This window comes from Sphingobacterium faecale (assembly GCF_016746095.1).
GTDB classification, from domain to species: Bacteria; Bacteroidota; Bacteroidia; order Sphingobacteriales; family Sphingobacteriaceae; genus Sphingobacterium; species Sphingobacterium faecale.
Map to the genome: position 1 here is coordinate 227,958 of NZ_JAERTY010000002.1, position 24,710 is coordinate 252,667.

Sequence of the window (24,710 nt, forward strand, 5' to 3'; positions counted from 1 at the left end):
CAAATACGAATGAAAGTTCAAGGAATGATAGGGGGAGATACAAAAAAAGCCATCGGTAAGATGGCTTTAATGTTATTAGGATATAAAGACTATACAGTCATAATATCTTTTTCTTTAAGTTCCGCCAGCTGATCAACTTTTACAATATAGTTGTCTGTCAATTTTTGAACTTCGGCTTCACCAATTTTAATTTCATCTTCAGATGCACCATCATTTTTTAATTTTTTGATGGATTCATTTGTGTCTTTACGGATGTTTCGTACTGTTACGCGTCCTTTTTCAGCTTCTTCTTTTGCCTTTTTTACAAGATCACGTCTTCTCTCCTCAGTTAGAGGGGGCACAACCAAACGTATAATAGAGCCATCGTTTTGTGGATTTAAGCCGATGTTCGAATCTATAATCGCCTTTTCAATTGGACCTAACATGTTTTTCTCCCAAGGTTGGATTACGATGGTACGAGCGTCCGTAGTATTGATGTTACTAACTTGAGAAAGCGCAGTTGAAGATCCGTAGTAGTCTACATGGATTCCATCCAACATAGATGGCGTAGCCTTTCCTGCGCGAATTTTTGTGAGTTCTGATTCGGCATGCTGCACGGCTTTCTTCATTTTCTCTTTGCAGTCATCCAATTCTATAGATATCAGTTCGTTCATATGTTTGTAGTTTTGTTTTTAGCTAACGACAGTTCCAATGTGCTCTCCTTCTGCTAGTTTTTTCAGGTTACCTGGTTTATTCATGTCAAAAACTATAATTGGGAGGTTGTTTTCTTGACATAACGTAAAGGCCGTCATATCCATTACATTCAATCCCTTTTGATAGACCTCCGTGAAAGAAATATTGTCAAAGCGAGTTGCATTAGGATCTTTCTCTGGATCTGCGGAATAAATGCCATCTACACGGGTTCCTTTTAATACGGCGTCTGCATTGATTTCAATAGCCCTTAGCGAAGCCGCGGTATCTGTTGTAAAGTATGGATTGCCAGTACCTGCACCGAAGATTACAATTCTGCCCTTCTCCAAATGTCTGACGGCTCTTCTACGGATAAATGGTTCACAGATTTGTTCCATTTTGATAGCTGTAAGTAATCTCGTTTTTAAGCCTACTTTTTCTAAGGCATCCTGTAGCGCCATACTATTGATCACTGTCGCCAACATACCCATATAGTCCGCTTGAACTCTGTCCATCCCTGCTTTTTCCGCGCTCAGCCCTCTGTAGATATTTCCACCTCCAATGACAATAGCAATTTCTAAACCTTGTTCATGAATTTCTTTAATGTCACTGGCATATTGAGCTACTCTATTGATGTCAATACCATAATTCTGCTCTCCCATTAGAGCTTCACCGCTGAGTTTTAGTAGGATACGTTTATATTTCATGCTTGATTTTTTTGGAATACTTCCAAAAGTCAAAGATATAATTTTTTTTCCGCCTATTAGGGACTTAAAATGATTTGTTTTCTTTTTTCTATAGGTGCATGTCCTTATAGCTGATAAAAAAACAGTATTATTTAGAATCAAGATTACTTTTTAACCTTGTTAATTGCCTTTTGGTAATATCTCTCATATACGGGTAAGATCTGCTTAATATCAAAGTCTTTCGCACGGGCATATGCCGCTTTTTTAAATTCTCCAAGACGGGCACAATCTTCTAGAATGTAGATGGCATTTTTTGCCATATCATCGACATCTCCTATATCGCTTAAAAAACCGGTTACTCCGTTAACATTAAGTTCGGGCAGGCCACCTGTGTTGGAAGAAATGACAGGTACACTACAGGCCATAGCTTCTAAAGCAGCAAGTCCAAAACTTTCAGACGAAGAAGGCATAATGAATAGATCAGAAACGGATAGGATTTCCTCGATAGCATCTTGCTTTCCGAGGAAACGTACACAATTGGAAATCCCCAGTTGACGGGAGAGCTCCTCGGCATTGGTACGTTCCGGACCATCGCCTACCATCAATAGTTTGCTCGGGATTTTCTGGTTTACCTGATAGAATATACGTACCACATCCATTGTGTTTTTAACTTTTCTAAAATTTGACGTATGTATCATGATACGCTCGTCGTCTGGTGCTATAGCTTTTTTGAAGTGTTCTCTCTTTTTATTGTAGAATCTATCGAGGTCAATAAAGTTGGGGATAACTTCAATATCTGTCGTGATATCAAAAAATTCTAAGGTTTGCTTTTTTAGACTTTCGGATACAGTAGTGACGCCATCTGATTCATTGATAGAGAATTGAACTACCGGTTTGAAACTTTTATCTTTGCCTACTAAGGTGATGTCCGTACCGTGTAATGTCGTAACTACGGGAATATCGATGCCATAGCTACGTAGTATCTGTTTGGCCAAGTAGGCTGCTGAAGCATGTGGAATTGCATAATGAACATGTAGCACATCCAGTTTTTCGAAACGAACCACATCGACAAGTTTGCTGGCGAGTGCCGATTCATATGGAGGAAAATCGAAAAGCGGATATTGAGATACAGCAACCTCATGGTAAAACAGGTTTTCTGAGAAAAAATCTAAACGTGCTGGTTGGCTGTAGGTAATGAAATGTACTTGGTGCCCTTCGGAAGCAAGCCCTTTCCCTAATTCTGTAGCAACTACTCCTGAACCACCAAATGTGGGGTAACAAACTATTCCTATTTTCATCAATTTTCTCTTTAGTTTAACGTGACGAAGCTATCAGGAGTGTATCAGACGTGTGTTTAGCACGTGGTTTACTCATGATGGTTTCATGAAGTTTTGTTTATATTTATAACATTCAAATTTAAATAACGTTTTACAATCGTTTTGCAATAAAATCGTAAAGTTTATCGGATGACTATTCAGTTAGAGGATTTAAAAAGAGAGGTTACTTTTAGAACATCACGTTCTGGTGGTGCAGGAGGACAGAATGTCAATAAGGTAGAAACTAAAGTCTCCCTGTTATGGGATGTACAAAACTCTTTATTGCTTTCGGCAGTACAGAAAGATATTGTAAAAGGAAAATTGTCCCACCGTATTCAATCACAAGGTTTGTTACAATTGGATGTTTCCGAAAGTAGGAGTCAGTTGACGAACAAAGAGATTGCTGTTGAACGATTGTACGATCTACTCTTAAAAGCGCTGACACCTACAAAAAAGCGTATCCCTACCAAAATACCACGATCAAGAGTGCTTGCAAGGCTAGAACGCAAGAGTAAACTTTCCGATAAAAAAACGAATCGCCGATGGCGAATGGATTGATTTGATAGCGCTTATTCGTCTTTTTTTATTGATAACTAAAAAAATAGTTTTAAAACTAAGTTTTTAGTTATATATTCGTTCTGTAATCGATTATCGGCAGACGTGCCTTATTTTAATAAACAGTATTATGGACGAGATTAAAGAACTTACAAAGGCAGAGGAGCAAATCATGCAGGAGCTGTGGGATATGGAAGGGGGATTTGTTAAGGATGTCATAGATAAACTTCCTGAGCCTAAGCCTGCATACAATACAGTATCCACGATTATAAGGATTTTACAGACCAAGGGTTTTGTAAGTCACGAGGCTTTCGGTAAGAGCCATAGGTATATTCCGACAATCCCCAAAGAAGAGTATAAGAAAGTTGTCGCAGACAAATTATTGAATAGTTATTTTGATAATTCGCCCAAAAGAATGCTTTCTTTTTTTCTGGAGGAAAACAAGTTGGATGTAAAAGAATTAGATGAAATATTGGCAATAATCAATAGACACAAATAGCAAGCTATCTATTGCTTGATTATAAACTTAACTAATGATGGTTTACTTACTTCTGGTTAATATCGCCTTGACGATAGGTTTTGGCCTATATCATATTTGTTTTCGAAAGTTGACGTTCTTTCAGTGGAATAGACTGTATTTATTAGGAATTGTGGTATTAGCGATCCTTATACCTATAGGATTATTCATTGACATCTCGAGTTTAATAGCGGAGGATGAAGTCATTCCACAAGTCAATTTTATAGAGGTCATGGATGTGATGTATATCCCCATGGCGGTGGCACAGACTTCTTACAGCTTGGTGGACTTGCTCACGGTTCTGTATTGGACTGCTGTCAGCCTTGGAGTAATAGCTTTGGTATACCGGTTATGGACGGTCAAACGGGCATTCATTAGTGAAAAACGTTATGTAAGTTTTTCATTTTTTAAATGGGTGTTTTTGGGAGCAGAAGTACAGAATGAGCAGATAATAAATCGGCATGAACAAGTTCATGTAGAACAGGGACACTCCTATGATATATTATTGTTAGAGCTTATTTGTGTGTTTAATTGGTTTAACCCCATAGTTTATCTTATTCGAAAGGAGTTGAAATTTCAACATGAGTGTATCGCTGATGAGCTTTGTTCGGAAGATAAGGTCGCTTATGCCGAATTGTTGGTTGCGAACGCCATGCGAACAGACGTAAACAGTCTGGTCCATGAGTTTTCGAATCAGTCATTTTTAAAAAAGAGAATTATGATGTTGTTTAAGAATAAATCATCGAACAGGAATAAGTTGTTTTATTTGGCAGGTATCCCTTTGGTACTAATTATCGCTGGTTCTACATTGATTTTTAATACAAGTAGAGCCAAAGAGGTAGTAGCTGATGTGGAGGCACAATTGGCTGATGTTACTTTTCCTAAGGATATATTAGGTGGTTCTACGGAAATGGACGAAGAAACCTCTAATCTTCTAGCCCCAATGGATCAGGATACTTCGAAGAAGATTAATGCGCAGGGGCAAGTTGATGATGATGTTATTTTCGAAACTGCTGAAATCAATCCTGAACCTCCTGGAGGAATGGTAGCTTATCGTAAATGGATTGGGGAGAGCTATCAATATCCGACAGCTGCGGTAGATGCTGGTATAAAGGGAACAGTACTAATTTATTTTGTTGTTGAGAAAGATGGACAGTTGAGTAACCTTAAGGTGGTTCAAGATCTTGACTATGGTACGGGTAAGGCTGCTCTTGATATGCTTAATAAATCAGCTAAGTGGTCTCCAGCTGTTCAAAATGGTAAAGCAGTGCGAGTTGCGTATACGCTACCTATACGATTGGATTTGACGAATATGGGAATAACGGAGGCCGATAAAAATGTTGTTTTTATTGAGGCCGAGCAAATGCCTGAGCCCCCAGAGGGTGTGCCGGCTTTTAGAAAGTGGATTGGAAATAATTATCAGTATCCATCCGACGCGATTGATGCAGGGGTTAGGGGTACCATAAGGTTAAAATTTATTGTAGAGAAAGATGGGAGCCTCTCGAATATAAAAGCGGAAGAGGACTTAGGATATGGTACTGGTGAAGCTGCTGTCGAACTTTTGGAAAAATCACCGAAGTGGAAAGTCGGTGTACAAAACGGGAGGACGGTTAGGGTAGAGTACAGTTTACCAATTCGTTTGGATTTAACGAATATGTAGTTATATGAAAATTACGGGCACTATCTCCAAAGGAGATAGTGCCCGTAATAAGTTATGCTAAGAATTCTTTTTCTAAATCTAGAGGAGCGATATACTGTCCATTTTTATAAACTCGCATATTGCCTCCTGAAATCTCATCAATAAGGATGATTTGATTGTTCGTTTTATCGTAACCGAATTCTAATTTGATGTCGTAAAGGTCTAATCCTTTTTTTGCTAGTTCAGCTTTGACGATATCACAAATTTTCACGGTCAAAGCTTTTAATTCTTGATATAAGTCTTGGGTTAAGATACCTAGATTTTCTAAAGCGTCTTCAGAGATAACGGGGTCGCCACGCTCATCATCTTTGATTGTAACCTCTACGAAACCATTTAGGTCTTGGCCTTCTTGGCAATAAGCAGCATAGCGTCTGTAAAAACTACCAACTGCTTTATATCTGCAAATGACTTCTAATCCTTTTCCTAATACTTCTGCTTCTTTTACGACCATACTCACTTCATCAAGATTAACGGATATTAAGTGCGTAGGGATGTTAAGATCATTTAGCAATTCATAAAAGTATTTGGTCATTTTGAGTCCAGACTTTCCAGCACCATTGATAGTTAGACCTACTGTATTGGCCCCAGGATCGAAAACGCCATTTTCGCCAGTGACGTCATCTTTGAATTTTAATAAATATTGGCTATTGCCGAGATTATAGACATCTTTAGTCTTACCTTTATAGATTAATTGCATGACGGGTTGAGTTTTAAGCGCGCAATTTAGTATTATTTTGCCAAATATCCGCCATCGACTGGATAATATGATGCCGTTACAAAGGAAGATTTATCCGTAGCTAGCCATAATGCTAATTCTGCTACTTCCTCCGGTTTGCCCAAACGCTGAAACGCATGCTGGCTGGCCAAATATGTTTTGGTATCCTGGTCCAGTGCATTATCAATCAACGGCGTCTCAATAAAGCCTGGTCCAATAGCATTGACGCGGACTCCTTTCGTCGCATATTCCCAACCTGCCGTTTTGGTCAGCCCCACTACACCGTGTTTTGCAGCAACGTATGCAGCTGAATTCATGAAGCCAACAGCGCCAAGGATAGAGGCTACGTTGATAATACTGCCACCTACCTTTGAGATTTCAGGAAGTTGATAGTGCATGCCGTAAAAAACACCATTTAAGTTAATTGCGATAACCTTGTCCCATCCTTCAATAGAAAGATCGCCTACAGGATTAGACTCGCCACCAATTCCTGCGTTGTTGACGGCAACATGCAAGGCCCCAAAATTGGCTATTGCTGCCTCTACAATCTTTTCATTGTCTTTAGGTAATGACGAATCTGCTTTTACAAAAATAGCATTGTTCCCCTCACAGTTATTGATAAAATCATTTCCCGCTGTTTCATTCAGGTCGGAGATGATTACTTTCGCACCTTCCTTTATAAAAATTTCGGCAATGGCTTTTCCAATTCCTGAGGCACCACCAGTTACGATAGCGACCTTGTTTTCTAACTGTCTCATTTTGTGTTTATTTTTACTGTCTTTAACAAGTTAACCAATATCTTTTAAAAGAGAAGCCATTAAGAGGCGTAGGGATATTGATTATGACCTTATTAAGAGGAAACTTGGCGTAGTTTACATTTACGTGAAGGTATTAGTGTAATCTTTTCAGGGTTTGTATCTGACTTTTTAGGGACTCAATCTTATGCAGAAGTTGCTGGACAATTTCTATTCCTTGGATATTAAGTTCTAGATCATAGTACCAATTTTGGTATTTTTGAATCTGTGCAACTTGATCTTCGTGTACAAATTCCTGACTTTCTATAACCGTAATTTCTATAAGACCGTTCTGGTGTAGCTCTTTAATAAAAGCAATTTCAATATTATTAGACCTGCAGATATCGACTATTTTAAATAATGTAGCTTCCATGTTATTTTTTGTTTAAAGCGGCGGCTTGTTCAAATAGTTTTTTTTGTTCACCATTAAGATCAGTTGGTATTTTTACCATGACTTCGGCATAAAAATCACCAAATTGACCTTCCTTTTTGTAAATAGGGAATCCTTTTTCTTTCAAACGTATTTTCCCCCCGTTCTGCATACCTGATTTTATCTTGACCTTTATTTTTCCGTTGAGCGTCTCAATAATAGCCTCTCCCCCAAGCAGGGCAGTGAATAAATCTATTTCCACTTTGGTATACAGGTCATCCCCTTGGCGGGCAAAGCGTGGATCCGGAGTAATATGAAAAGTGATATAGAGATCTCCATTGGGTCCCCCATTTACACCCGCAGCGCCCTGTCCTTTGAGGCGTATCTTCTGGCCATCCTGTACTCCCGCAGGAATTGTGATGCGAATATTCTTCCCATTCACGGTAAATGTCTGCTGATGTGTACTGCTAGCCTGTGGTAACGTCAATTCTACTTCGGCATTATAGTCTTGCCCTTTAAAAGAACTTTTACGACCTGTGCCAAACCTTGATCCGAACAACTGCTCGAAAAAGTCGGAATATTCACCGGTTTCATAATTTCCATTGTAATCAAAGCCCTCGAAAGGATTTTGTTGCCCCGCTCCACTGGATCTTCCTCTATATTGCTGCTGTGTCTGCTCGTACTCCTCGCCATGTTTCCAATTTTCACCATACTGATCATACTTTCGTCTTTTCTCCGGATCTGTCAGTACCTCATTGGCCTCATTGAGTTCTTGGAATTTCTTTTTTGCAGTTTCATCATCAGGGTTTAGATCAGGATGATATTTTCGTGCTAACTTTCGGTAAGCCTTTTTAATGTCTTCTTGGCTTGCTGTTTTGTCAAGCCCCAATGTACTATAATAGTCTACAAATGCCATAATTATGGGTTGATGCTTAATAAACAAACGGATTAGTGATTTGTTTATTATTGTTTTGCGATTTAGTACTTCAGACTGGGGAAAAAGTAAAGCCGTCCTGAATCAAGACGGCTTTACTTTTTGTATGAGATGTGGTTATTTTTTATTACTATCAACCACGAGTCTTTTCGATCTGTTGGCGATTTCCCAAGCAGTATAGAAAATTAATTTTTCACGTTTTACCATCATTGGGAAGTCTATTTTGTCGACAGTATCTTCTGGCGTATGATAGTGGGGGTGTAGACCCGAGAAGAAAAAAGCCGAAGGAATTCCCTTTTGTGCAAAATTATAATGGTCCGAACGATAATACAGCCGCATGGGTTCATTGGGGTCATTATAAGAGTAGTCTAATCCAATCTGTACAAAGTCTTTATTGGCTTTCTCCGTAACTTGTTGTAATTCTGAACTGAGTTTATCGAGCCCTATAGCATGGATATAATTGTGATCACCATTAAGATGCTTATCATCGATGCGGCCAATCATGTCAATATTGATACAGGCCACTGTATTTGCTAACGGGATGATAGGGTTTTCTACATAAAACTTGGATCCTAAGAGGCCTTTTTCTTCGGCCGCTAGTCCGATGAAAAGAATGCTTCTTCGCGGTCCTTTTCCTTCTTTTTTGGCTGTAGAAAAGGCTCTGGCTAATTCCAAGACAGCAACAGTTCCGGAACCGTTATCGTCTGCACCAGGAAAGAATGTCCCATCAGGTAGGATACCATCGTGGTCATAATGCCCGCAGATGACCATAACTTCGTTTTTTAAATCAGAACCTTCTAGTAGGCCAAGTACGTTGGGATCATCGAGCTTTTCTTGATTTACTCCCATTTCAGCTTCTAAATGACTTTTTATAATCATTGGTGATTGAATGCCCTTATTGGCCTGTTTCTTAAACGAAGCTAATGAACTATTAGCCTTGGATAGGATTTGATTAGCAACTTTTTCACTGATATTAACGATAGGAATGGGTTGAGAAATCGTGCGGTTGATGGTGTTGTTGCCAAGTGTAATACGAGCGGAAGATGATCGGCCTTTCATTCTGTTGAGCATACCTGCGACGAGGGGAGTAGTGGCCAAGATGAGCTTGGGCTCTAATTTGACAAGTTCCTGGATTCTTTTGAAACGACTTTTAGACCATTCGGATTCGTTACTGTTTCCTGTTAAAAGAGAGTTCCCATTGTCGTCGAATGGTTCTCCTTCGTTCAATACTAGAATAACTTTACCTTTAATGTCTGTGGACTTAAGTTCGTTGTAAGAAGGATGTTGAAGACCATAACCAACGAAAACTATTTCCTGCGAAGAGAACTTCTCAATATCATTGTCTCCCTGTACATAAAAATCTTTTCCATTCTCAAATGGAGCCTGGTCAATACTAAAACTTTTTACGACATGTTCTGTTCGCAATAAGGAGACGGGTTGAAAAAAAGAATTGCCATTAACGATGGGTTGTAAACCGTAGCTTTTGAAGTGTTCGGCAATATAATTTGCAGCTTTTCTTCCGCCTTCTTGTCCTGTACCTCTTCCTTCAAACTCTTTGCTGGCGAGTATCGTGAGGTGATTGCGAGAACTCTCTTCGGTTATAAGTTCTCCATATTTTTTTTGTACCTGAGCGAGACTGCAGCTATATAGCGCAGGTAGGATCAATAAAATAGAAAACAGTTTTTTCATGATTTTCACGTTGATTTAACTACAAGCAATTTTATTGACACGATTAGCATGTCGCCCACCTTCGAAGTCTGTCGTCAGGAAAGTCTGTGTTATTTTTTTTGCGAGGTCTAGATCGACAAAACGGGCAGGAATACAGATAATGTTGGCATTATTATGCTGACGGGCTAGCGCCGCTATTTCATTTTGCCAAGCAATCGCAGCACGTATCCCCTGATGTTTATTGGCTGTAATAGCTACACCATTTGCACTTCCACAGATCAGAACACCGAGCTCATTTTTCGCATTCTCTATCGATGTAGCTACAGGATGGGCAAAGTCAGGGTAGTCTACAGAATCCGCTGTTGATGGTCCAAAGTCCTGAACTTCATGCCCCAGTTCCTTTAAGTATGCAATGATTTCTTCTTTATAATCAAACCCAGCGTGGTCGCTACCTATTGCTATTTTCATTTCTCTAATAATTAACTTTTATAAAATTCTTTCTCCTTTAATTCTTTTTCTTTCTTCACTTTCGAGGAAACCATGATACTGATCTCATATAGTAGGAACATAGGTGCAGCTACTGTAAGCATTGTAATGACATCTGCTGATGGTGTAATTACGGCTGCTATTACGAGTATGATTACCGCTGCATATCGTCTACTTGCACGCATGAATTGTGGTGTCATGATACCTAGTTTTGATAGGATAAAGATCAGTATAGGCAGTAGAAATACAACTCCACATCCCAATGTGAGTGTGGCTACAGTGGACAAGTAGTTGTCAATAGTGATCTGATTCGTTATCTCCGCACTTAATGAGATGTTGGCCAAGAAATTGATAGATAGAGGAACGACAATATAATATCCGAATAAAGCTCCTAATACAAATAATAGTGTAGCGTAGAAAACAAATCCGCGAGCAGATTTCTGTTCTACATCCGTAAGCGCAGGTTTAATAAATAGCCACACTTCAAAGAGAAGATAGGGGAAGCCTAATGCTACAGCCATTAATAAACAGGAGTTGATCTGCAACATAAATTGCCCAGTCAACTCGGTACTAATGATGTTGAAGGGGATGCGCTGTACGCAAAAATCATCTAGGTTAAAAGTATCAGCGAGCTTGCACATCATACGATATGTCCAGAAGTCAAGGTTCTTTGGACCCATGATGATCTGATTAAAAACAAAATCGTAAAATGTGAATGATAAGATAGCAAAAATAATAATGGCTATAACGGAACGGATGATGTGCCATCTAAGAACCTCCAAATGTTCAAAAAATGACATTTCGGCTTCTATATTCTTTCCTTTTTCTTTGATGGCATCAATTAGTTTTTTACTAGACATATTGGTGTTTGTATAGAAAACAAAAATACCATTCTTTAGGAGAAGAATGGTATTTTTTAATATAAAACAAAAATTTTACGTTTAATCTTCGTCTGGATATTCTGTTAAGTCAAACGTCTCCATGAATTTTGTGGTAAAATTACCTGCTCTAAAATTTGGATCACGCATTAACCGTAGGTGCAATGGGATCGTGGTCTTAACACCTTCTATGACAAACTCACTCAATGCCCGTTCCATCGTGCTTATAGCTTCCTCTCTTGTCTGTGCGACGCAGATTAACTTAGCAATCATGGAGTCATAGTTTGAAGGGATGGTGTATCCCGCATAGACATGCGTGTCTACACGTACACCGTGACCTCCCGGTGAGTGGAAGTTCGTAATTTTTCCTGGTGATGGGCGGAAGTTGTTGAAAGGATCTTCTGCATTTATACGACATTCGATAGCATGCATTGTCGGTTCATAACTTTTTCCAGAAATAGGAATACCTGCTGCAACTTTGATCTGCTCTTTGATCAAGTCAAAATTAATGACCTCTTCGGTGACAGGGTGCTCTACTTGAATACGGGTATTCATTTCCATAAAGTAAAAATTACGGTGTTTGTCTACCAAAAATTCTATGGTACCAGCACCTTCATATTTAACCGCTTGCGCGCCTTTAATGGCAGCTTCTCCCATTTTAGCACGTAATTCTGGTGTGATGAATGGAGAAGGAGCTTCCTCTACCAACTTTTGATGACGACGTTGAATAGAACAGTCTCTCTCTGAAAGGTGGCATACAGTACCGTATTGGTCGCCGATTACTTGTATTTCGATATGACGAGGTTCTTCTACATATTTTTCAAGATAGATACCATCATTTCCAAATGCTGCTGCAGATTCTTGACGAGCGGAGTCCCAGCTTGGCTCAAACTCTTCATCCTTCCAAATAATACGCATACCGCGGCCACCACCACCTGCAGTAGCTTTGATAATAACGGGGTAACCGATTTCTTTAGCTAATTCAATACCTGTTTTTACGTCTGGAATAAGTCCTGCTGAACCAGGTACAGTAGGTACACCAGCTTTTTTCATGGTATCTTTAGCGGATGACTTATCGCCCATTTTTTCGATCTGATCTGCAGTCGCGCCAATGAATTTAATACCATATTCTGCACAGATAGCAGAGAATTTGGCATTCTCAGACAAGAAACCGTAGCCAGGGTGTATGGCATCTGCGTTCGTAAGTTCAGCAGCTGCAATGATATTGGGTATATTAAGATAGGAGTCTTTACTCGCTGGGGGGCCGATACAGACTGCTTCATCTGCAAATCGCACGTGAAGACTGTCTCTGTCTGCTGTTGAATATACGGCTACACTCTTGATTCCCATCTCCCGACAAGTGCGGATGATACGTAATGCGATTTCGCCTCTATTTGCTATTAATATTTTTTTGAACATAGTGAATGACTTGATTAACACTTTATACGGCATGTTTTGTTCCGTATAGCATATTTTTTAGAAAGAAAGGGAAACATCGACATCGTGCACAATGAATCCCATTCTCCTAAATTCAAAAAAGCTGCTCAAAAAGCAGCTAGATATTATCTTGGATCGACTAAGAATAAAGGTTGATCGTATTCGACAGGTTGAGCGTCGTTCACTAATATTTTTACAATTTTACCGGACACTTCTGACTCGATCTCATTGAACAATTTCATTGCTTCAACAATACAAGTTACTTTTCCTGGTGTAATATCATCACCTACATTTACAAATGGAGCTTTATCTGGACCGGCAGAACGATAGAACGTGCCGATCATCGGAGATTTTACCGTAATGAAATGAGATTCATCATCAGCAGCAGGTGTCGCAACTACGGTTACAGGTGCTGCCACTGGCGCTACAGGTGCTGGTGCACTTTGGACAGCAACAGGTGCAACAGCAGGTAAAGATGCTGTAACGTACGTTGGTTCCTGATTTGTTTTTATCGTGATCTTGAAATCTTTTTCTTCAATCGATACTTCATTCACACCTGATTTCGATACGAATTTAATCAGATCTTGAATTTGTTTGATATCCATACTCATACTTCAGTAGGTTTTATTTTGTTTATTTAATTTTTAAAATAGCGCATAAAGATACATAAAAGTTTTTTAGGAACTAGCTATTGCTAGGTAACGAACAAGTTATGCAGTTCTCAATACGCTCGAATACATTCTTTCTAGAAAAGGCTCTATTTTTAGTAGGCCCATTTTAAATATACTGAGCCCCAAGTGAAACCGCCACCAAATGCAGCTAGAATCAAGTTGTCTCCTTTTTTTAGTTGGCTTTCCCACTCCCATAAACAAAGTGGAATAGTGCCACTTGTTGTATTACCATATTTATGGATATTCACCATAACTTTTTCTTCTGGAAGACCTGCTCGTTCAGCCGTAGCATCGATGATTCGTTTGTTAGCTTGATGCGGTACCAGCCAAGCAATGTCATCAGCGGTTAGTTGATTGCGCACCATGATATCATGGGCTACGTCCGCCATATTGGTGACGGCAAATTTAAAGACAGTTTTCCCTTCTTGGTAAGCATAGTGTAAACCGGCTTCAACTGTCTCATGAGATGCTGGGTTTAACGAACCTCCTCCTTTAATGTTTAAAAACTGACCGCCAGAGCCATCTGTTTTTAAGATTGTATCTTGTATTCCATTACCTTCGGTGTTGGGTTCTAAAAGGACTGCACCACAACCATCACCAAATAGGATACACGTATTACGGTCTTGATAGTTTACGACCGATGACATTTTATCAGCGCCAACAACCAATACTTTTTTGTGTTTTCCAGATTCTATAAATTGTGAACCTGTAGTCAATCCGAATAAGAAACCCGAACAGGCAGCTTGTAAATCATAACCCCACGCATTCTTTGCCCCAATTTTATCAGCCAAAATATTTGCTGTCGCAGGAAATAGCATGTCTGGCGTACTGGTACAGAAAATGATCAAATCGATATCTGCAGCAGTGATTCCTCTTTTTTCAAGTAATCCGTTGACAGCGGGAACTGCTAGATCCGATGTTGCAAGCCCTTCCCCCTTTAGAATGCGACGCTCTTTGATTCCAGTACGAGAGACAATCCACTCGTCATTGGTTTCAACCATTGTTTCCAGTTCCTTATTTGTCAATACATAGTCCGGAACATAACCATTTACGGCCGTAATGGCTGCATGAATTTTAGACATAATAATTATCTTAGTTAAAAGCAGATCTGATCTTGTCTATAAATTTAGACTCTATCATATCTTTGGATAGTAATAGCATGTTTTTGATAGCTTCGGGAGTAGATATACCGTGTCCTATAATAACTGGAGCATTCACTCCTAAAATAGGACTTCCGCCATATCGCTCGTAGTTGAACCTGTCAAAAAAGTCATCCTTAAAGCCTTTCTTCAATGTTACTACATAAAAAGACTCGGCTAACTTCAAGACCACATTGCCCGTGTATCCATCGCAAACATATACATCTGCTTGATCAGTGAAAAGATCACGTCCTTCGGCATTGCCTATGAAATTGATTTTTGGATTGGATTTTAATAGGGGATAGGTCGATATGGTCAAGATATTTCCTTTTTCTTCTTCTTCTCCGATGTTTAGAAGACCTACTTTGGGATTTGGGACACCATAGACATGCTCGGAGTACAGACTACCTAAAATGGCAAATTGATTTAACATTTCGGGTTTACAGTCCGCATTGGCACCTACATCAAGTAGGATTCCGTATCCATTTTTAAGTTTAGGTACATTCGTCGCTATTGCGGGTCTTAATACACCAGGGATTGTTTTTACACTGAACATAGCGCCTACGAGCATGGCGCCTGTATTTCCGGCAGATGAGAAAGAATCTATCTCTCCGTTTTTTAATAGCTCAAAGCCCTTAGCTACGCTTGAGTTTGGCTTCTGTGTGATAGCTTTGGTGGGGTGTTCATGCATCGAAATGTTCTCGGGCGCATGAATATAGTCAAATAGTAAGGGGTCTACTCCAGCTTCTATTATTCGATTTCTACTATCTTCTTCATTTCCGATCAACACTATACGTTGATCATTTTTAAGAACTTTTTGGGCTTCTATAGCACCAAGAATTGTGGAATTTGGAGCATAATCTCCTCCCAAGACGTCTAATCCGATCTTCATCCGTTATTATTTTTCTAAATCAATAATACGCAAAAAACATCCCAAGTTAAAGCAAAATGTTAAATAATTAAGCTTTTTTGGGATGTTTTTCAAAAGATATTTTTTAGACAGCGGCTGTGTTCTCGATAATCAATTTACCGTTGTAGTATAAATTGCCATCTACTTCGTATGCTTTGTGTGGTACGTGTACAGCACCAGTTTCTTTACATACAGTCAATGTAGGTCTTTCAGCCTTATAATGTGTTCTTCTTTTGTCTCTTCTCGATTTCGAAGTTTTACGTTTTGGATGTGCCATCTCGTATTATGTTTTTTAATTGTTTTTAATATTCTTTAATGCTGCCCAACGTGGGTCTATACTTTCACTCTCTGTTGTTGACTGTTCTTCTGCATCTACTGTGCCGCTTATCTTTGCTAGCATTTCGGGGTCACAGGATATGTTTTCACCTTGTTCGCTACACTTTGCATAGTAAGGGACTTGTACATTGACGTATTCGTATAGCAAATTCGCAATGTCCAGTTCATGGTCTGTCTTGTTCAAGACAATGACCTCTTCTGTCTCGTTGTCCCATTCTTCATTTATAAACTTTACGATTACTCGTTCCGTAAAATGAAGTGGAGACTCGAATTCCGTTAGACATACATCACACTGTAGAAAAATCCTGCCCTGTATGTCGAAATTGACAATCAGCATGGTCTCTTGCTTTTGTAATGAAACTTTAGCAAGAAGTTTTCCTTTTTTTACTAATGAATGCTCAAAGCAGTCAAAGAACTTGTCATCAATCTCAAAATCAAAATCATGTATCCCCGCCGCAAGTCCTGAAAAAGGTATTCTATATTGTTTTAGATACTTCACAATCCTGTATTTGAGCCTGCAAAATTAATGTTTTAAAATCAAGGATGCAATTAATTTTAGAAAATATTTTTTATTCCTCGTCTCCGTAATATTTAACGCCTAATTCTATTTTGTCCCGGCCATTGGCCATGCGCCATTTGTTAGTGTCACGGAGCGAGTACGCGCAGCCACAATATTCTTGCATATAGAATTTTTCACGTTTGCTGATTTCGAGCATACGGGCCGATCCACCTTTTTTGCGCCAGTTGAGCGTCCAATATTCCATTTCCGGGTGTCGTGAAGCTGCACGAACGCCACAATCATTGATCTGCTCCATGTTTTTCCAACGAGAGATCCCCAATGAACTCGAAATCACATCAAAACCATGTGCAGCAGCATACTCCGCTGTTTTTTCGAAACGCATATCAAAACACATCGTGCATCGTATTCCTTTCTCCGGTTCGTTTTCCATACCCTTAGCAAGATCAAACCAATGATCTACATCATAGTCTGCATCAATGAATGGTATGTTGTGCTTCTCTGCAAAGCGGATATTTTCCTCTTTGCGTATGTCATATTCTTTCCTTGGATGTATATTGGGGTTGTAAAAATAAATGGTAAAGTCAATGTCTGAAGCGATGAGGGCTTCCATCACTTCTCCAGCACAGGGAGCACAGCATGAGTGCAGTAATAGCCTTTTTCCACGCTTGGGTAGGCTTAATTTTTCCCTTACTAATTTGTTGTTGCTATCCATTTTCATTTCCTTCCAAAGTGCAATTTTACGGAAAACTCTCTACATTAGAAAGTTTTATTGTAGATGTGGCAATTTGGGCTGTTTATTCGTTGTTATGTTATAAAGTGTGAATTTTCTGCTAGGCATGCATGAATACAAAGCATTTTATATAAGTTTGCATATAAGAATCAAGATGTAGTATGAAGAACTTTCTCTTTAGTATAATAGCAGGATGTATACTGATTTCTGTAGGTAGCTGTAAACGGGATGATGATGAGCCCGAGCGCGAACGTAGATCCATTTCTAGGTTGTACGTGTCTACCTCGGATTATGCAGCAAGCTCGGCTGCACCATCTATTTTTAATGTTTGGCCGGTAGATAATGTAGATGCCGAAGAACTGCCCAAACGAGAAGATTATCGCCCGTTTACCTCTGCTGCAAAAGGAGGAAGAATGATTCATTATAGTCCTTTTAAAGGAGGTAGGATTTTTCAAGGTAGTATGAACCCTACCTCCGATCTGGATACATCAGTACATGTGATGGGGATCAGCAAGACAGGGGTGCTTGATAACAAGACTAGCGCGACTAATCGGATATATGATAAAGTAAGGGGGTTGTATTATGCTGTTGTGAATGATGTCAAATTATCAGAAGACTATCTGTTGTTTGCGAATGCTTCTGATACAACGAATGGTACTCCAGTTCCTAATTATACCTTATTTGCCGTCAAGGGGCCGGGTACTACCGGCCGATTTTCACGCCCCCGTTATAGGATGAAGCTTACTCACAATCCTTGGGGTGTGATCGCAATCGAGAAGGACTTGCTGATTTCCAAAGCCGAAGAAAATGATGGGGCTATAGTCGTTTATAAAGGTTTTATTAATAAGTTGTTACAGAATGGCGACTCGATTATGGAGGAGTCAGATAACTATCTGTTGAAGATTCAAGGGGCTAATAATATAAGAGGAATAAGTTATTCGAAATCGGCGGATATCCTAATGGCTACAGATTATAGTACATCTTCGGGGTCAGGCCAGGCTGTTGGTCGGATTTTGATCTTTGAAAAATTCTCGCAGTATACAAGTGCTCAGGATATCGTGCCTACGCGTATCATAGCCGGAGATTTGACGAGATTGAAGGAACCTTCCGATGTCGCTATAGATGGAAAGGCAGATGCGAAGTATTTTTTCGTAGCCGATCCCGCTGCCAGACGTGTGTTCCGTTTCCTGATCAGTGCAGATGGGAATGTTGCACCTAAAGATGAATTAAATTTCGATAATAGACCTCCGCAATCCATATCCTTAGATTCTCGCTAGTTGAAATCGTTCAAGAGATTTAATAAGGAAGATATTTCTTCCTTTTTCTGCATATTGCCCAGGTTGTCGTAAGCTGTTGTTAAGTTTCTTAATACACGTTTAATAATAGCTATGTTAGAGCAGGGCAAAGTAAATTCTTCTTTTGGTGGGAGGTTAAGCTGTTTCAGAAATGAATAAATATCATCGTGCTTCATGACTTGTCCTCGGTTGAATACATTGATGTAAAACAATGGGCTCTGATGCTCTTCTTCGATATAGGCAACCACAAAATGTTTTGGCAAGTTGATGCCATAGATAGGGATATCAAGTTTTTGAGCAACAATACTATAGATACAGGCGAGGGAAATTGGATTTCCTTTTTTTGTTTCCAGTACTTTATGTAAAAACGAGTTCTGAGGGTCATGATAATTTGTGGTATTTCCTGAAAGGCCAAACTCTCTGAAAATAATATTATTCAGGAGTTTTACCTTTTCTAACGGACTCATATCATACATCAGCTGAAACCATGCATTCCGTCGCAATTCAGCTAATTGATATTGAACGATATTTTCATCCAAGTTGGGGTATTGGTATCGATTGACTATCAAGAGTCCTTCCAAAAGATCATCGTTATTCTGGAGAGCCCAAAGTTGAAGATCATTTTGAACCTGTTCAAATTGGATTTTATGGATAATGTTCTCAATGCGGGTCTGGGACAAAGGGTCAAAAGAGGACTCCCAACTCGCCTCGAGTTGGGGAACAACTTCAGGTCCATATATAATCAATTGCTGCTCGACCTGATTGAAAATCTCCACGTCGGGATCATCCAACAATGAAATAAGTGCTTTCAATTCCGCTTCCTTCATGTACCAATTTACAAAAAAGAAAGTTCTTGCGCAATATTTGGTTGTTATATGTCTTTTAATTGACCATCCAGCAGATTCACGATGCGATGGCCATATTCTGCATTTTTCTCGGAATGGGTTACCTGTATGATGGTGACACCTTCTTCATTCAACTGTTTAAAGAGGGACATGATGTGCTCGCCTTGCTTGGAGTTGAGGTTGCCCGTAGGTTCATCTGCGAGTAAAAGCTTAGGTGAGCCGGCCAGAGCTCTAGCGATACCTACTACCTGCTGCTGTCCACCAGAGAGCTGAGAAGGGAAAAGGTCCTTTTTACCTACGATACCGAAACGGTCCAGCATATCAGCAACAATTGCTTTACGTTCTTTGCTGGATAGATTTTTATAGATAAGTGGTGTCTCTATATTTTCGTAAACGGTAAGTTCGTCAATGAGATGATAAGATTGAAAAACATATCCCATATGAGATTGAAATAGAGCCGCTCTTTTTTTCGCCTTAAGAGCAAGGACATCTTCATCCATAAAGTAATATTTTCCTTCATTGGGCTCATCAAGCAAGCCGATAACATTAAGTAATGTTGATTTACCCGAACCAGAGGGGCCCATGATAGACACAAAATCTCCTTGCTCTATATGTAGATTGATATCTTTTAACACGAAAGAACGGGCACCACTGACCTGATACCATTTGAATATATTTTCTAGCTTAATCATTTTTAGTATTTAGTATTTAGTATTTAGTATTTAGTATTTAGTATTTAGTATTTAGTATTTAGTATTTAGTATTTAGTATTTAGTATTTAGTATTTATTGCTGTAAACAGCTACTTTGTTTCGATCATTCGTCTCTAAGCGAGTTTACCGGATTCGTTTTTGCGGCTTTGAATGATTGAAAACTGATGGTGAGTAAGGTTGTAAAAATACCTATTATCCCAGTTAAGACAAACATCCACCAGCTTAGCGTGATATGGTAGGTAAAATCTTCCAGCCATTTACGGAGCAGATACCAAGCTATGGGAGCAGAAATTAGAAAGGCAATCAGTACCCAGCGCACAAAGTCTTTTGCCAACAGTTGAAAGATACCCACATTGCTCGAGCCCAAAACTTTCCGTATGCCGATTTCTTTGGTTCGCCTGGCAATTATGATGGATAGAAGTCCTAAAAAGCCGAATGTACTGATTGTAATAGACAGCATAGCGGCAATCCAGATCAGTTTTTCCAATAGCGCTTCCTTTTTATAGAGATTGGCAATCTGTTCATCATAAAAGTGATATTCAAAGACCTCATTCGGATATAAGATTTTCCATTGTTGTTCCAGAGTGTTCAGTAGCCTGCTCGATGCTGTTCCCGCGTATTTTATGGCGATATTTTTAAACCGTGTTTCATTATACCCCAATACTGTGGGCGCTATAGCTTCATTCAAGGAGTGCGTACTGAAATCGGCGACTACACCTATGATCTTGCCTTTATGTTGGTCGTTCAATCCGCCGGCCATAAGATTCTTACCGATAATATCCTGCGCATGCGTATAACCTAATTTGTTAAGCATAGTCTCATTAATCAAGAATTGTGGATTTTTCATGTCCTGATTAAAATTATTTCCGGCCAATAAGTGAATGCCGAAAGTACGCAGATAGGAACTATCTCCAATTGCAAATCGTGGAGCCCAGGTTTCCCATTCTGCGTTATCATCAAATTGTACAGTACCGCCCCATACTTTGTCATATGATGGTGGATTATCGCAAAAGGAATAGCTGATTATTGCAGGGTTTTCTCGTAATAGATTAGATATTTTTTCTTTTTGGTTCCACATTTCACTTTTTATAGGAATAATCAGGACCGATGATCGGTCAAAGCCCTTGTCGGTATTTTTTAAATAACGGACCTGGCTCACGATTACAATAGTACCTGTAACTAATAAGAGGGCAATTGAGTTTTGAAGTACGACTAGTGTACGTTGAGTAATGTGCCATCGACCTAGTGCTAGCTTCTTTATGCCAGTCTGTATATGTAACTGTTTAAGGAATAGACTCGGATAAATACTGGTCAGTATGGCTATTCCCCACCATAGCAGTAGGGATATAATCAAGGAAGATCCAAGAGGTATTCGCTGAATAGGATCTGCTAAGAAGAGGTATTTATTTGCCCAGTCGAATGCGATAAAAAATAATAGCCAAGCTAGTATTAAGGCGATAAGTGACAACAATAAGGTCTCTATCGTAAATTGCAGGAACAATTGTTTTTTTGTCCCACCTAATGCCTTCCGTATCCCCATTTCTGTGCTTCGGTATAGTTGTTGCGCAGAGATCATATTGATATAATTCACACAGGCCATTCCCAGTATGCCAAGACCAATGCTGCCGAGGATCAACAATAGTGACTTTTGCGTACCGCTACCGTAATCTTTATCAAAGTGAAAGTCCGGTAATCCTAATAGTCTGTACGAATAGTACTCAAGCACATCTTTGTGCCAATACTTAGCTACGAGATCGTGCAGGCTTTTTTCTACCAAAGGCTTTGCGTTAGACTGGTGCAAGGACATTAGAAAATTATTACTGGTATGGGTATAGCCCCAATTGCTAAAGGTACCGTCCTCCTTAATTCCCTTAAGTTCTTTGACCGATGCTAATGAAAAGTAGATTTCGGAGCGGAAGTCCGAGTTTCTTCTACTGTCGTCAATAATTCCGACCACGGTAACCGGATGTTGGCTTTCCACCCAGATGGTCTTACCAATGGCATCTGTAGTGCCGAAATATCTTTCAGCGATACCCTTGGTTAGTGCGACAGTATTCGGTTCATTCAACTGTTGGACATCTCCTGCCAGCCATGGGAAATTTAAGATATCAAAATAGATAGCATTTGTAAATGCAGCTTTGCCCTCCGTTTTAAATAACTTATTGTTTATTTTAAGCGTGAGATCCTGCTTATCCATATATAGGGTGACATGTTCTACCTGTGGGATTTCTTTTTCAATAGCAGTGTACATGGCATAAGATCCGCCCTTACTATGCTCGAGTTGCTCCAGTTTCAAATCCTTTACAACCATGAATATGCGGTCACTTTGTCGGTGGAAACGATCAAAGCCGAGTTGGTATACAATGAAGGTATAAATGAACAGACAGCATGCTATAGCCAACGCCAATCCCCATACGTTGAGCAGCGTATGTTTTTTATGTTTGGACAGGTGACGGATTGCTGTTTTAAAAAAATGTCTTATCATCTTTGGCTGTTTTGATTATAGTTACTCATCTCTCAAAGACTTTATAGGATTTGTTCGTGCTGCCTTCAGGGATTGGAAGCCTACTATTATTGATAATGTAGTAGCAATGGCCCCCATCCCGATCACAAATATCCAAGGGGAAAGCTGTGTTTTATAAGCAAAGTTATTTAGCCAATCATTCATAAGCAGGTAAGCTATGGGGATCCCGACTATACTGGCTAATGTCAACATATAAATATACGGTTTATGGAGATGTAAAAGTATATCTTTGGTTGATGCTCCTAGAACCTTTCGGATAGAAATCTCTTTATTTCGAACGACAACATCATAGGCCGACACACTAAATAGTCCCAGCATGGCTATGAATAAGGACAGTATAGTATATCCATTTAAAAGTATTTCCATCTGTTCTTGTTTCGCATAAAGCTGGGCGTAGGTGGCATCTAAAAATTCATAATCCAGTGGTAGAGATTCCGCGGAAGGGTTTTTAACCCATTCCTCTTTTACGGTCTCTATGGCTTCTTTTACGTTGCCGGCTTTAGCTTTTACAATCATGGAAGTCTTAAATCGGCCAGGTCCACACTCATCTCCATAGGAGTAGATTGTAGGGGCTACTTTGTTTTCAAACCCATAAGCCTTTACATCTTTTACGATAGCTGTAACTGAGAAGACGGTCTCACATCCCGTTATTTTAGTGCCATGGAGAGATTCTATCCCGAGCTCTTGTGCCGCGGTCTGGTTGATTACCGCATAGTGTGCAGTACTGTCCTTCAGTAGTTGTTCTAAGGATACTTGTGAAGTACCTGCTATACTTTCGATATTTAATGTGTTGAAGTAGCCTATGTCAACTCCTATATGGTCCAACTCTATAGGCCGATTTTGATAGTTGAATTGTTTTTTAGGAGGGACATCTGCTCCTCCTGGTAGATTTGTCGCTGACGAGACGGAGATTATAGTGGGGTTTTGCTGTATGCGTCTTTTGAAATCATAAAAGGTGCCATCGGGCTTTGCATCATAATACCAGCCGACCCCCTTGAAGCTGATAACTTGCTCTGCGTTGAATCCCTTATCTGTTTTTTTGATAAATTGCATCTGCTGGTACACGAGCATAGAGCCACACAGAAATATAAGGGCAATAAAAAATTGAAAGGTTAGCAGCGAATTCCGTAAAATAGATCGATTGGGGTGGGCCTGTAATTTGTCTTTGATCGTAGTGCTGGTTTTATAACTGGCTACGTTCAGTGATGGGTAGAGCCCTGCGATGACTGTGGTGATAACGACTGCAAGCGATAGCTGTAGTAGTGTCACTGGATGAAATAAATAGTTTATTAAATCGTCATTTAAAAAGGTCTGTAGGATATTTCCGCAAAGGGCTATGATAAACAAAGCAAGTAGAGCCGCAGCTAAACATTGTACGAATACCTCAGCTAGTAACTGAACTGTGATGGATCCGGTGGAACTTCCGAACGTCTTTTTTATGCTCATTTCCTTAGTCCTGCTTTGCGCTTGAGCCAAAGTGAGATTGGTAAAATTAATAGCCGATAGTGTCAGTGTTAAGAGAGAGAGTATACCCAATATCCATATGGTTAGGTAGGCCCCATTTGAACCGTTTTTGGGACGAAGATGAAGATGGGATAGGGGATCGAGATAGACTTCACCATTGGCGAAACTAGAGTGTTTAGTCCAGGATAATTGAGTAACCTGATTGTGGTAGATTTGATTTATCTTTTCGGTCAGTTGGGGGATTTTAGTTTCTGGAGAGACCTGAATATAAGTGTGGTAGTTGTATGGGTTTCCATGCTGTTCACCTTCTATTTCTTTGATGAGCAGCAAGTCATAATTTATAATGGAGAGATCCCGTACTTTGGATATGCCGTAGATGTTTTCTGTCAAGCCTAAAGCTTTACTGAGGACAGCCACTTGCTTCGGTGTAGAAAAATCGATATTATCCTTACCAAATAGCTGTCTACCTAGCTCTTTACTCACCAAGGAGGCTTCTTTTTGTTGAGAAGACCTGTACAAAGGCCCCGTCTCTGCTTCTATTTGGAATATCTTAGCCGCGCTGGAATCCATGAGCAGTGTTTTTCGAACGTTAATCGTCTCTTTACCAAATATAGGGTAGTTACTGTAGCTATAATCGAGTACTAGCCCTACCTCTTCTATTTCGGGTAGTTGTTGCCGTATCGCTTTGGCAAGCGGAGATGGAGTTTGAGCAACATGTTCGCCTTCGTGTGTCAATCCTACCCGATAGATGTTTTCGTAGTTAGGATTCCATCGGTCATAGTTTTTCTCTCTATTTATATATTGATAAGCTAAAATGAATGCGGCGAATCCTAATGCCAT

The 24,710-nt window shown here is 39.6% G+C and carries 25 protein-coding genes; 4 read left to right on the plus strand and 21 right to left on the minus strand.

The features are described 5' to 3' along the window. Positions 1–89: 89 nt before the first annotated feature. From frr to bshA, 3 genes are all read right to left on the minus strand, one after another. Positions 90–653: a ribosome recycling factor gene (gene frr / locus JKG61_RS03955; RefSeq protein WP_202101696.1), complete on the minus strand. Its 564-nt coding sequence runs from the start codon at positions 651–653 to the stop codon at positions 90–92. Between the two features lie 18 nt (positions 654–671). Then, complete coding sequence (gene pyrH / locus JKG61_RS03960) at positions 672–1,376, minus strand: UMP kinase (RefSeq protein WP_021068832.1); 705 nt, start codon at positions 1,374–1,376, stop codon at positions 672–674. A 143-nt stretch (positions 1,377–1,519) separates the two neighbouring features. Then, the gene (gene bshA / locus JKG61_RS03965) at positions 1,520–2,653 is read right to left on the minus strand and encodes an N-acetyl-alpha-D-glucosaminyl L-malate synthase BshA (RefSeq protein ID WP_202101697.1); all 1,134 of its coding nucleotides are present in this window, start codon (positions 2,651–2,653) and stop codon (positions 1,520–1,522) included. 174 nt (positions 2,654–2,827) lie between these two features. On the opposite strand from bshA, the gene arfB reads away from it, so the two are divergent. The 3 genes from arfB (at position 2,828) to JKG61_RS03980 (ending at position 5,403) form a co-directional block, all read left to right on the plus strand. Beyond that, complete coding sequence (gene arfB, locus JKG61_RS03970) at positions 2,828–3,229, plus strand: alternative ribosome rescue aminoacyl-tRNA hydrolase ArfB (protein WP_449618961.1); 402 nt, start codon at positions 2,828–2,830, stop codon at positions 3,227–3,229. Positions 3,230–3,356: 127 nt separating this feature from the next. After that, positions 3,357–3,725, plus strand: a complete 369-nt coding sequence (locus JKG61_RS03975) for a BlaI/MecI/CopY family transcriptional regulator (protein WP_202101699.1) — start codon at positions 3,357–3,359, stop codon at positions 3,723–3,725. A 34-nt stretch (positions 3,726–3,759) separates the two neighbouring features. After that, positions 3,760–5,403 (plus strand): M56 family metallopeptidase, encoded by a 1,644-nt coding sequence (locus JKG61_RS03980; RefSeq protein WP_202101700.1) that lies wholly within the window; start codon positions 3,760–3,762, stop codon positions 5,401–5,403. Between the two features lie 52 nt (positions 5,404–5,455). On the opposite strand, the gene JKG61_RS03985 is transcribed toward JKG61_RS03980, so the two are convergent. From JKG61_RS03985 to JKG61_RS04050, 14 genes are all read right to left on the minus strand, one after another. Next, positions 5,456–6,139, minus strand: coding sequence for a phosphoribosylaminoimidazolesuccinocarboxamide synthase (locus tag JKG61_RS03985; protein WP_202101701.1), 684 nt, complete (start codon positions 6,137–6,139; stop codon positions 5,456–5,458). Between the two features lie 32 nt (positions 6,140–6,171). Beyond that, a complete protein-coding gene (locus JKG61_RS03990) occupies positions 6,172–6,915 on the minus strand; it encodes an SDR family NAD(P)-dependent oxidoreductase (RefSeq protein ID WP_202101702.1) in 744 nt (247 codons plus the stop codon). Between the two features lie 133 nt (positions 6,916–7,048). Then, complete coding sequence (locus JKG61_RS03995; protein ID WP_021068839.1) at positions 7,049–7,324, minus strand: chaperone modulator CbpM; 276 nt, start codon at positions 7,322–7,324, stop codon at positions 7,049–7,051. A gap of 1 nt (position 7,325) precedes the next feature. Beyond that, positions 7,326–8,237 carry a DnaJ C-terminal domain-containing protein gene (locus JKG61_RS04000; protein WP_202101703.1) on the minus strand — a complete coding sequence of 304 codons (912 nt, stop codon included), beginning with the start codon at positions 8,235–8,237 and terminating at the stop codon, positions 7,326–7,328. A gap of 135 nt (positions 8,238–8,372) precedes the next feature. Next, complete coding sequence (locus JKG61_RS04005; RefSeq protein WP_202101704.1) at positions 8,373–9,944, minus strand: M28 family peptidase; 1,572 nt, start codon at positions 9,942–9,944, stop codon at positions 8,373–8,375. A gap of 15 nt (positions 9,945–9,959) precedes the next feature. Beyond that, on the minus strand, positions 9,960–10,391 hold the full coding sequence (gene rpiB / locus JKG61_RS04010) for a ribose 5-phosphate isomerase B (protein ID WP_202101705.1): 432 nt from the start codon (positions 10,389–10,391) through the stop codon (positions 9,960–9,962). A gap of 11 nt (positions 10,392–10,402) precedes the next feature. Then, positions 10,403–11,269 carry a twin-arginine translocase subunit TatC gene (gene tatC, locus JKG61_RS04015; protein WP_202101706.1) on the minus strand — a complete coding sequence of 289 codons (867 nt, stop codon included), beginning with the start codon at positions 11,267–11,269 and terminating at the stop codon, positions 10,403–10,405. An 81-nt stretch (positions 11,270–11,350) separates the two neighbouring features. Next, positions 11,351–12,706 (minus strand): acetyl-CoA carboxylase biotin carboxylase subunit, encoded by a 1,356-nt coding sequence (accC, locus tag JKG61_RS04020; RefSeq protein ID WP_202101707.1) that lies wholly within the window; start codon positions 12,704–12,706, stop codon positions 11,351–11,353. A 143-nt stretch (positions 12,707–12,849) separates the two neighbouring features. Further along, positions 12,850–13,335 carry an acetyl-CoA carboxylase biotin carboxyl carrier protein gene (gene accB, locus JKG61_RS04025; RefSeq protein WP_202101708.1) on the minus strand — a complete coding sequence of 162 codons (486 nt, stop codon included), beginning with the start codon at positions 13,333–13,335 and terminating at the stop codon, positions 12,850–12,852. Between the two features lie 152 nt (positions 13,336–13,487). Next, positions 13,488–14,477: a beta-ketoacyl-ACP synthase III gene (locus JKG61_RS04030; RefSeq protein ID WP_202101709.1), complete on the minus strand. Its 990-nt coding sequence runs from the start codon at positions 14,475–14,477 to the stop codon at positions 13,488–13,490. 10 nt (positions 14,478–14,487) lie between these two features. Continuing rightward, positions 14,488–15,426, minus strand: coding sequence for a phosphate acyltransferase PlsX (gene plsX / locus JKG61_RS04035; RefSeq protein WP_202101710.1), 939 nt, complete (start codon positions 15,424–15,426; stop codon positions 14,488–14,490). A 103-nt stretch (positions 15,427–15,529) separates the two neighbouring features. Further along, complete coding sequence (gene rpmF, locus JKG61_RS04040; RefSeq protein ID WP_021068848.1) at positions 15,530–15,721, minus strand: 50S ribosomal protein L32; 192 nt, start codon at positions 15,719–15,721, stop codon at positions 15,530–15,532. Between the two features lie 15 nt (positions 15,722–15,736). Then, positions 15,737–16,279, minus strand: a complete 543-nt coding sequence (locus JKG61_RS04045; protein ID WP_202101711.1) for a YceD family protein — start codon at positions 16,277–16,279, stop codon at positions 15,737–15,739. Positions 16,280–16,349: 70 nt separating this feature from the next. Continuing rightward, positions 16,350–17,012, minus strand: coding sequence for an epoxyqueuosine reductase QueH (locus JKG61_RS04050; RefSeq protein WP_202101712.1), 663 nt, complete (start codon positions 17,010–17,012; stop codon positions 16,350–16,352). Positions 17,013–17,191: 179 nt separating this feature from the next. Here JKG61_RS04050 and JKG61_RS04055 point away from each other — a divergent pair, with 179 nt between their 5' ends. After that, positions 17,192–18,307 (plus strand): hypothetical protein, encoded by a 1,116-nt coding sequence (locus tag JKG61_RS04055; protein ID WP_202101713.1) that lies wholly within the window; start codon positions 17,192–17,194, stop codon positions 18,305–18,307. Here JKG61_RS04055 and JKG61_RS04060 read toward each other — a convergent pair. From JKG61_RS04060 to JKG61_RS04075, 4 genes are all read right to left on the minus strand, one after another. Continuing rightward, on the minus strand, positions 18,304–19,152 hold the full coding sequence (locus tag JKG61_RS04060; protein ID WP_202101714.1) for a transglutaminase-like domain-containing protein: 849 nt from the start codon (positions 19,150–19,152) through the stop codon (positions 18,304–18,306). The two genes, JKG61_RS04055 and JKG61_RS04060, sit on opposite strands and share 4 nt — an antisense overlap. Before the next feature lie 44 nt (positions 19,153–19,196). Beyond that, positions 19,197–19,862, minus strand: coding sequence for an ABC transporter ATP-binding protein (locus JKG61_RS04065; protein ID WP_202101715.1), 666 nt, complete (start codon positions 19,860–19,862; stop codon positions 19,197–19,199). Between the two features lie 123 nt (positions 19,863–19,985). Continuing rightward, positions 19,986–22,367 (minus strand): ABC transporter permease, encoded by a 2,382-nt coding sequence (locus JKG61_RS04070; protein WP_202101716.1) that lies wholly within the window; start codon positions 22,365–22,367, stop codon positions 19,986–19,988. Positions 22,368–22,388: 21 nt separating this feature from the next. Further along, a complete protein-coding gene (locus tag JKG61_RS04075) occupies positions 22,389–24,710 on the minus strand; it encodes an ABC transporter permease (RefSeq protein ID WP_202101717.1) in 2,322 nt (773 codons plus the stop codon).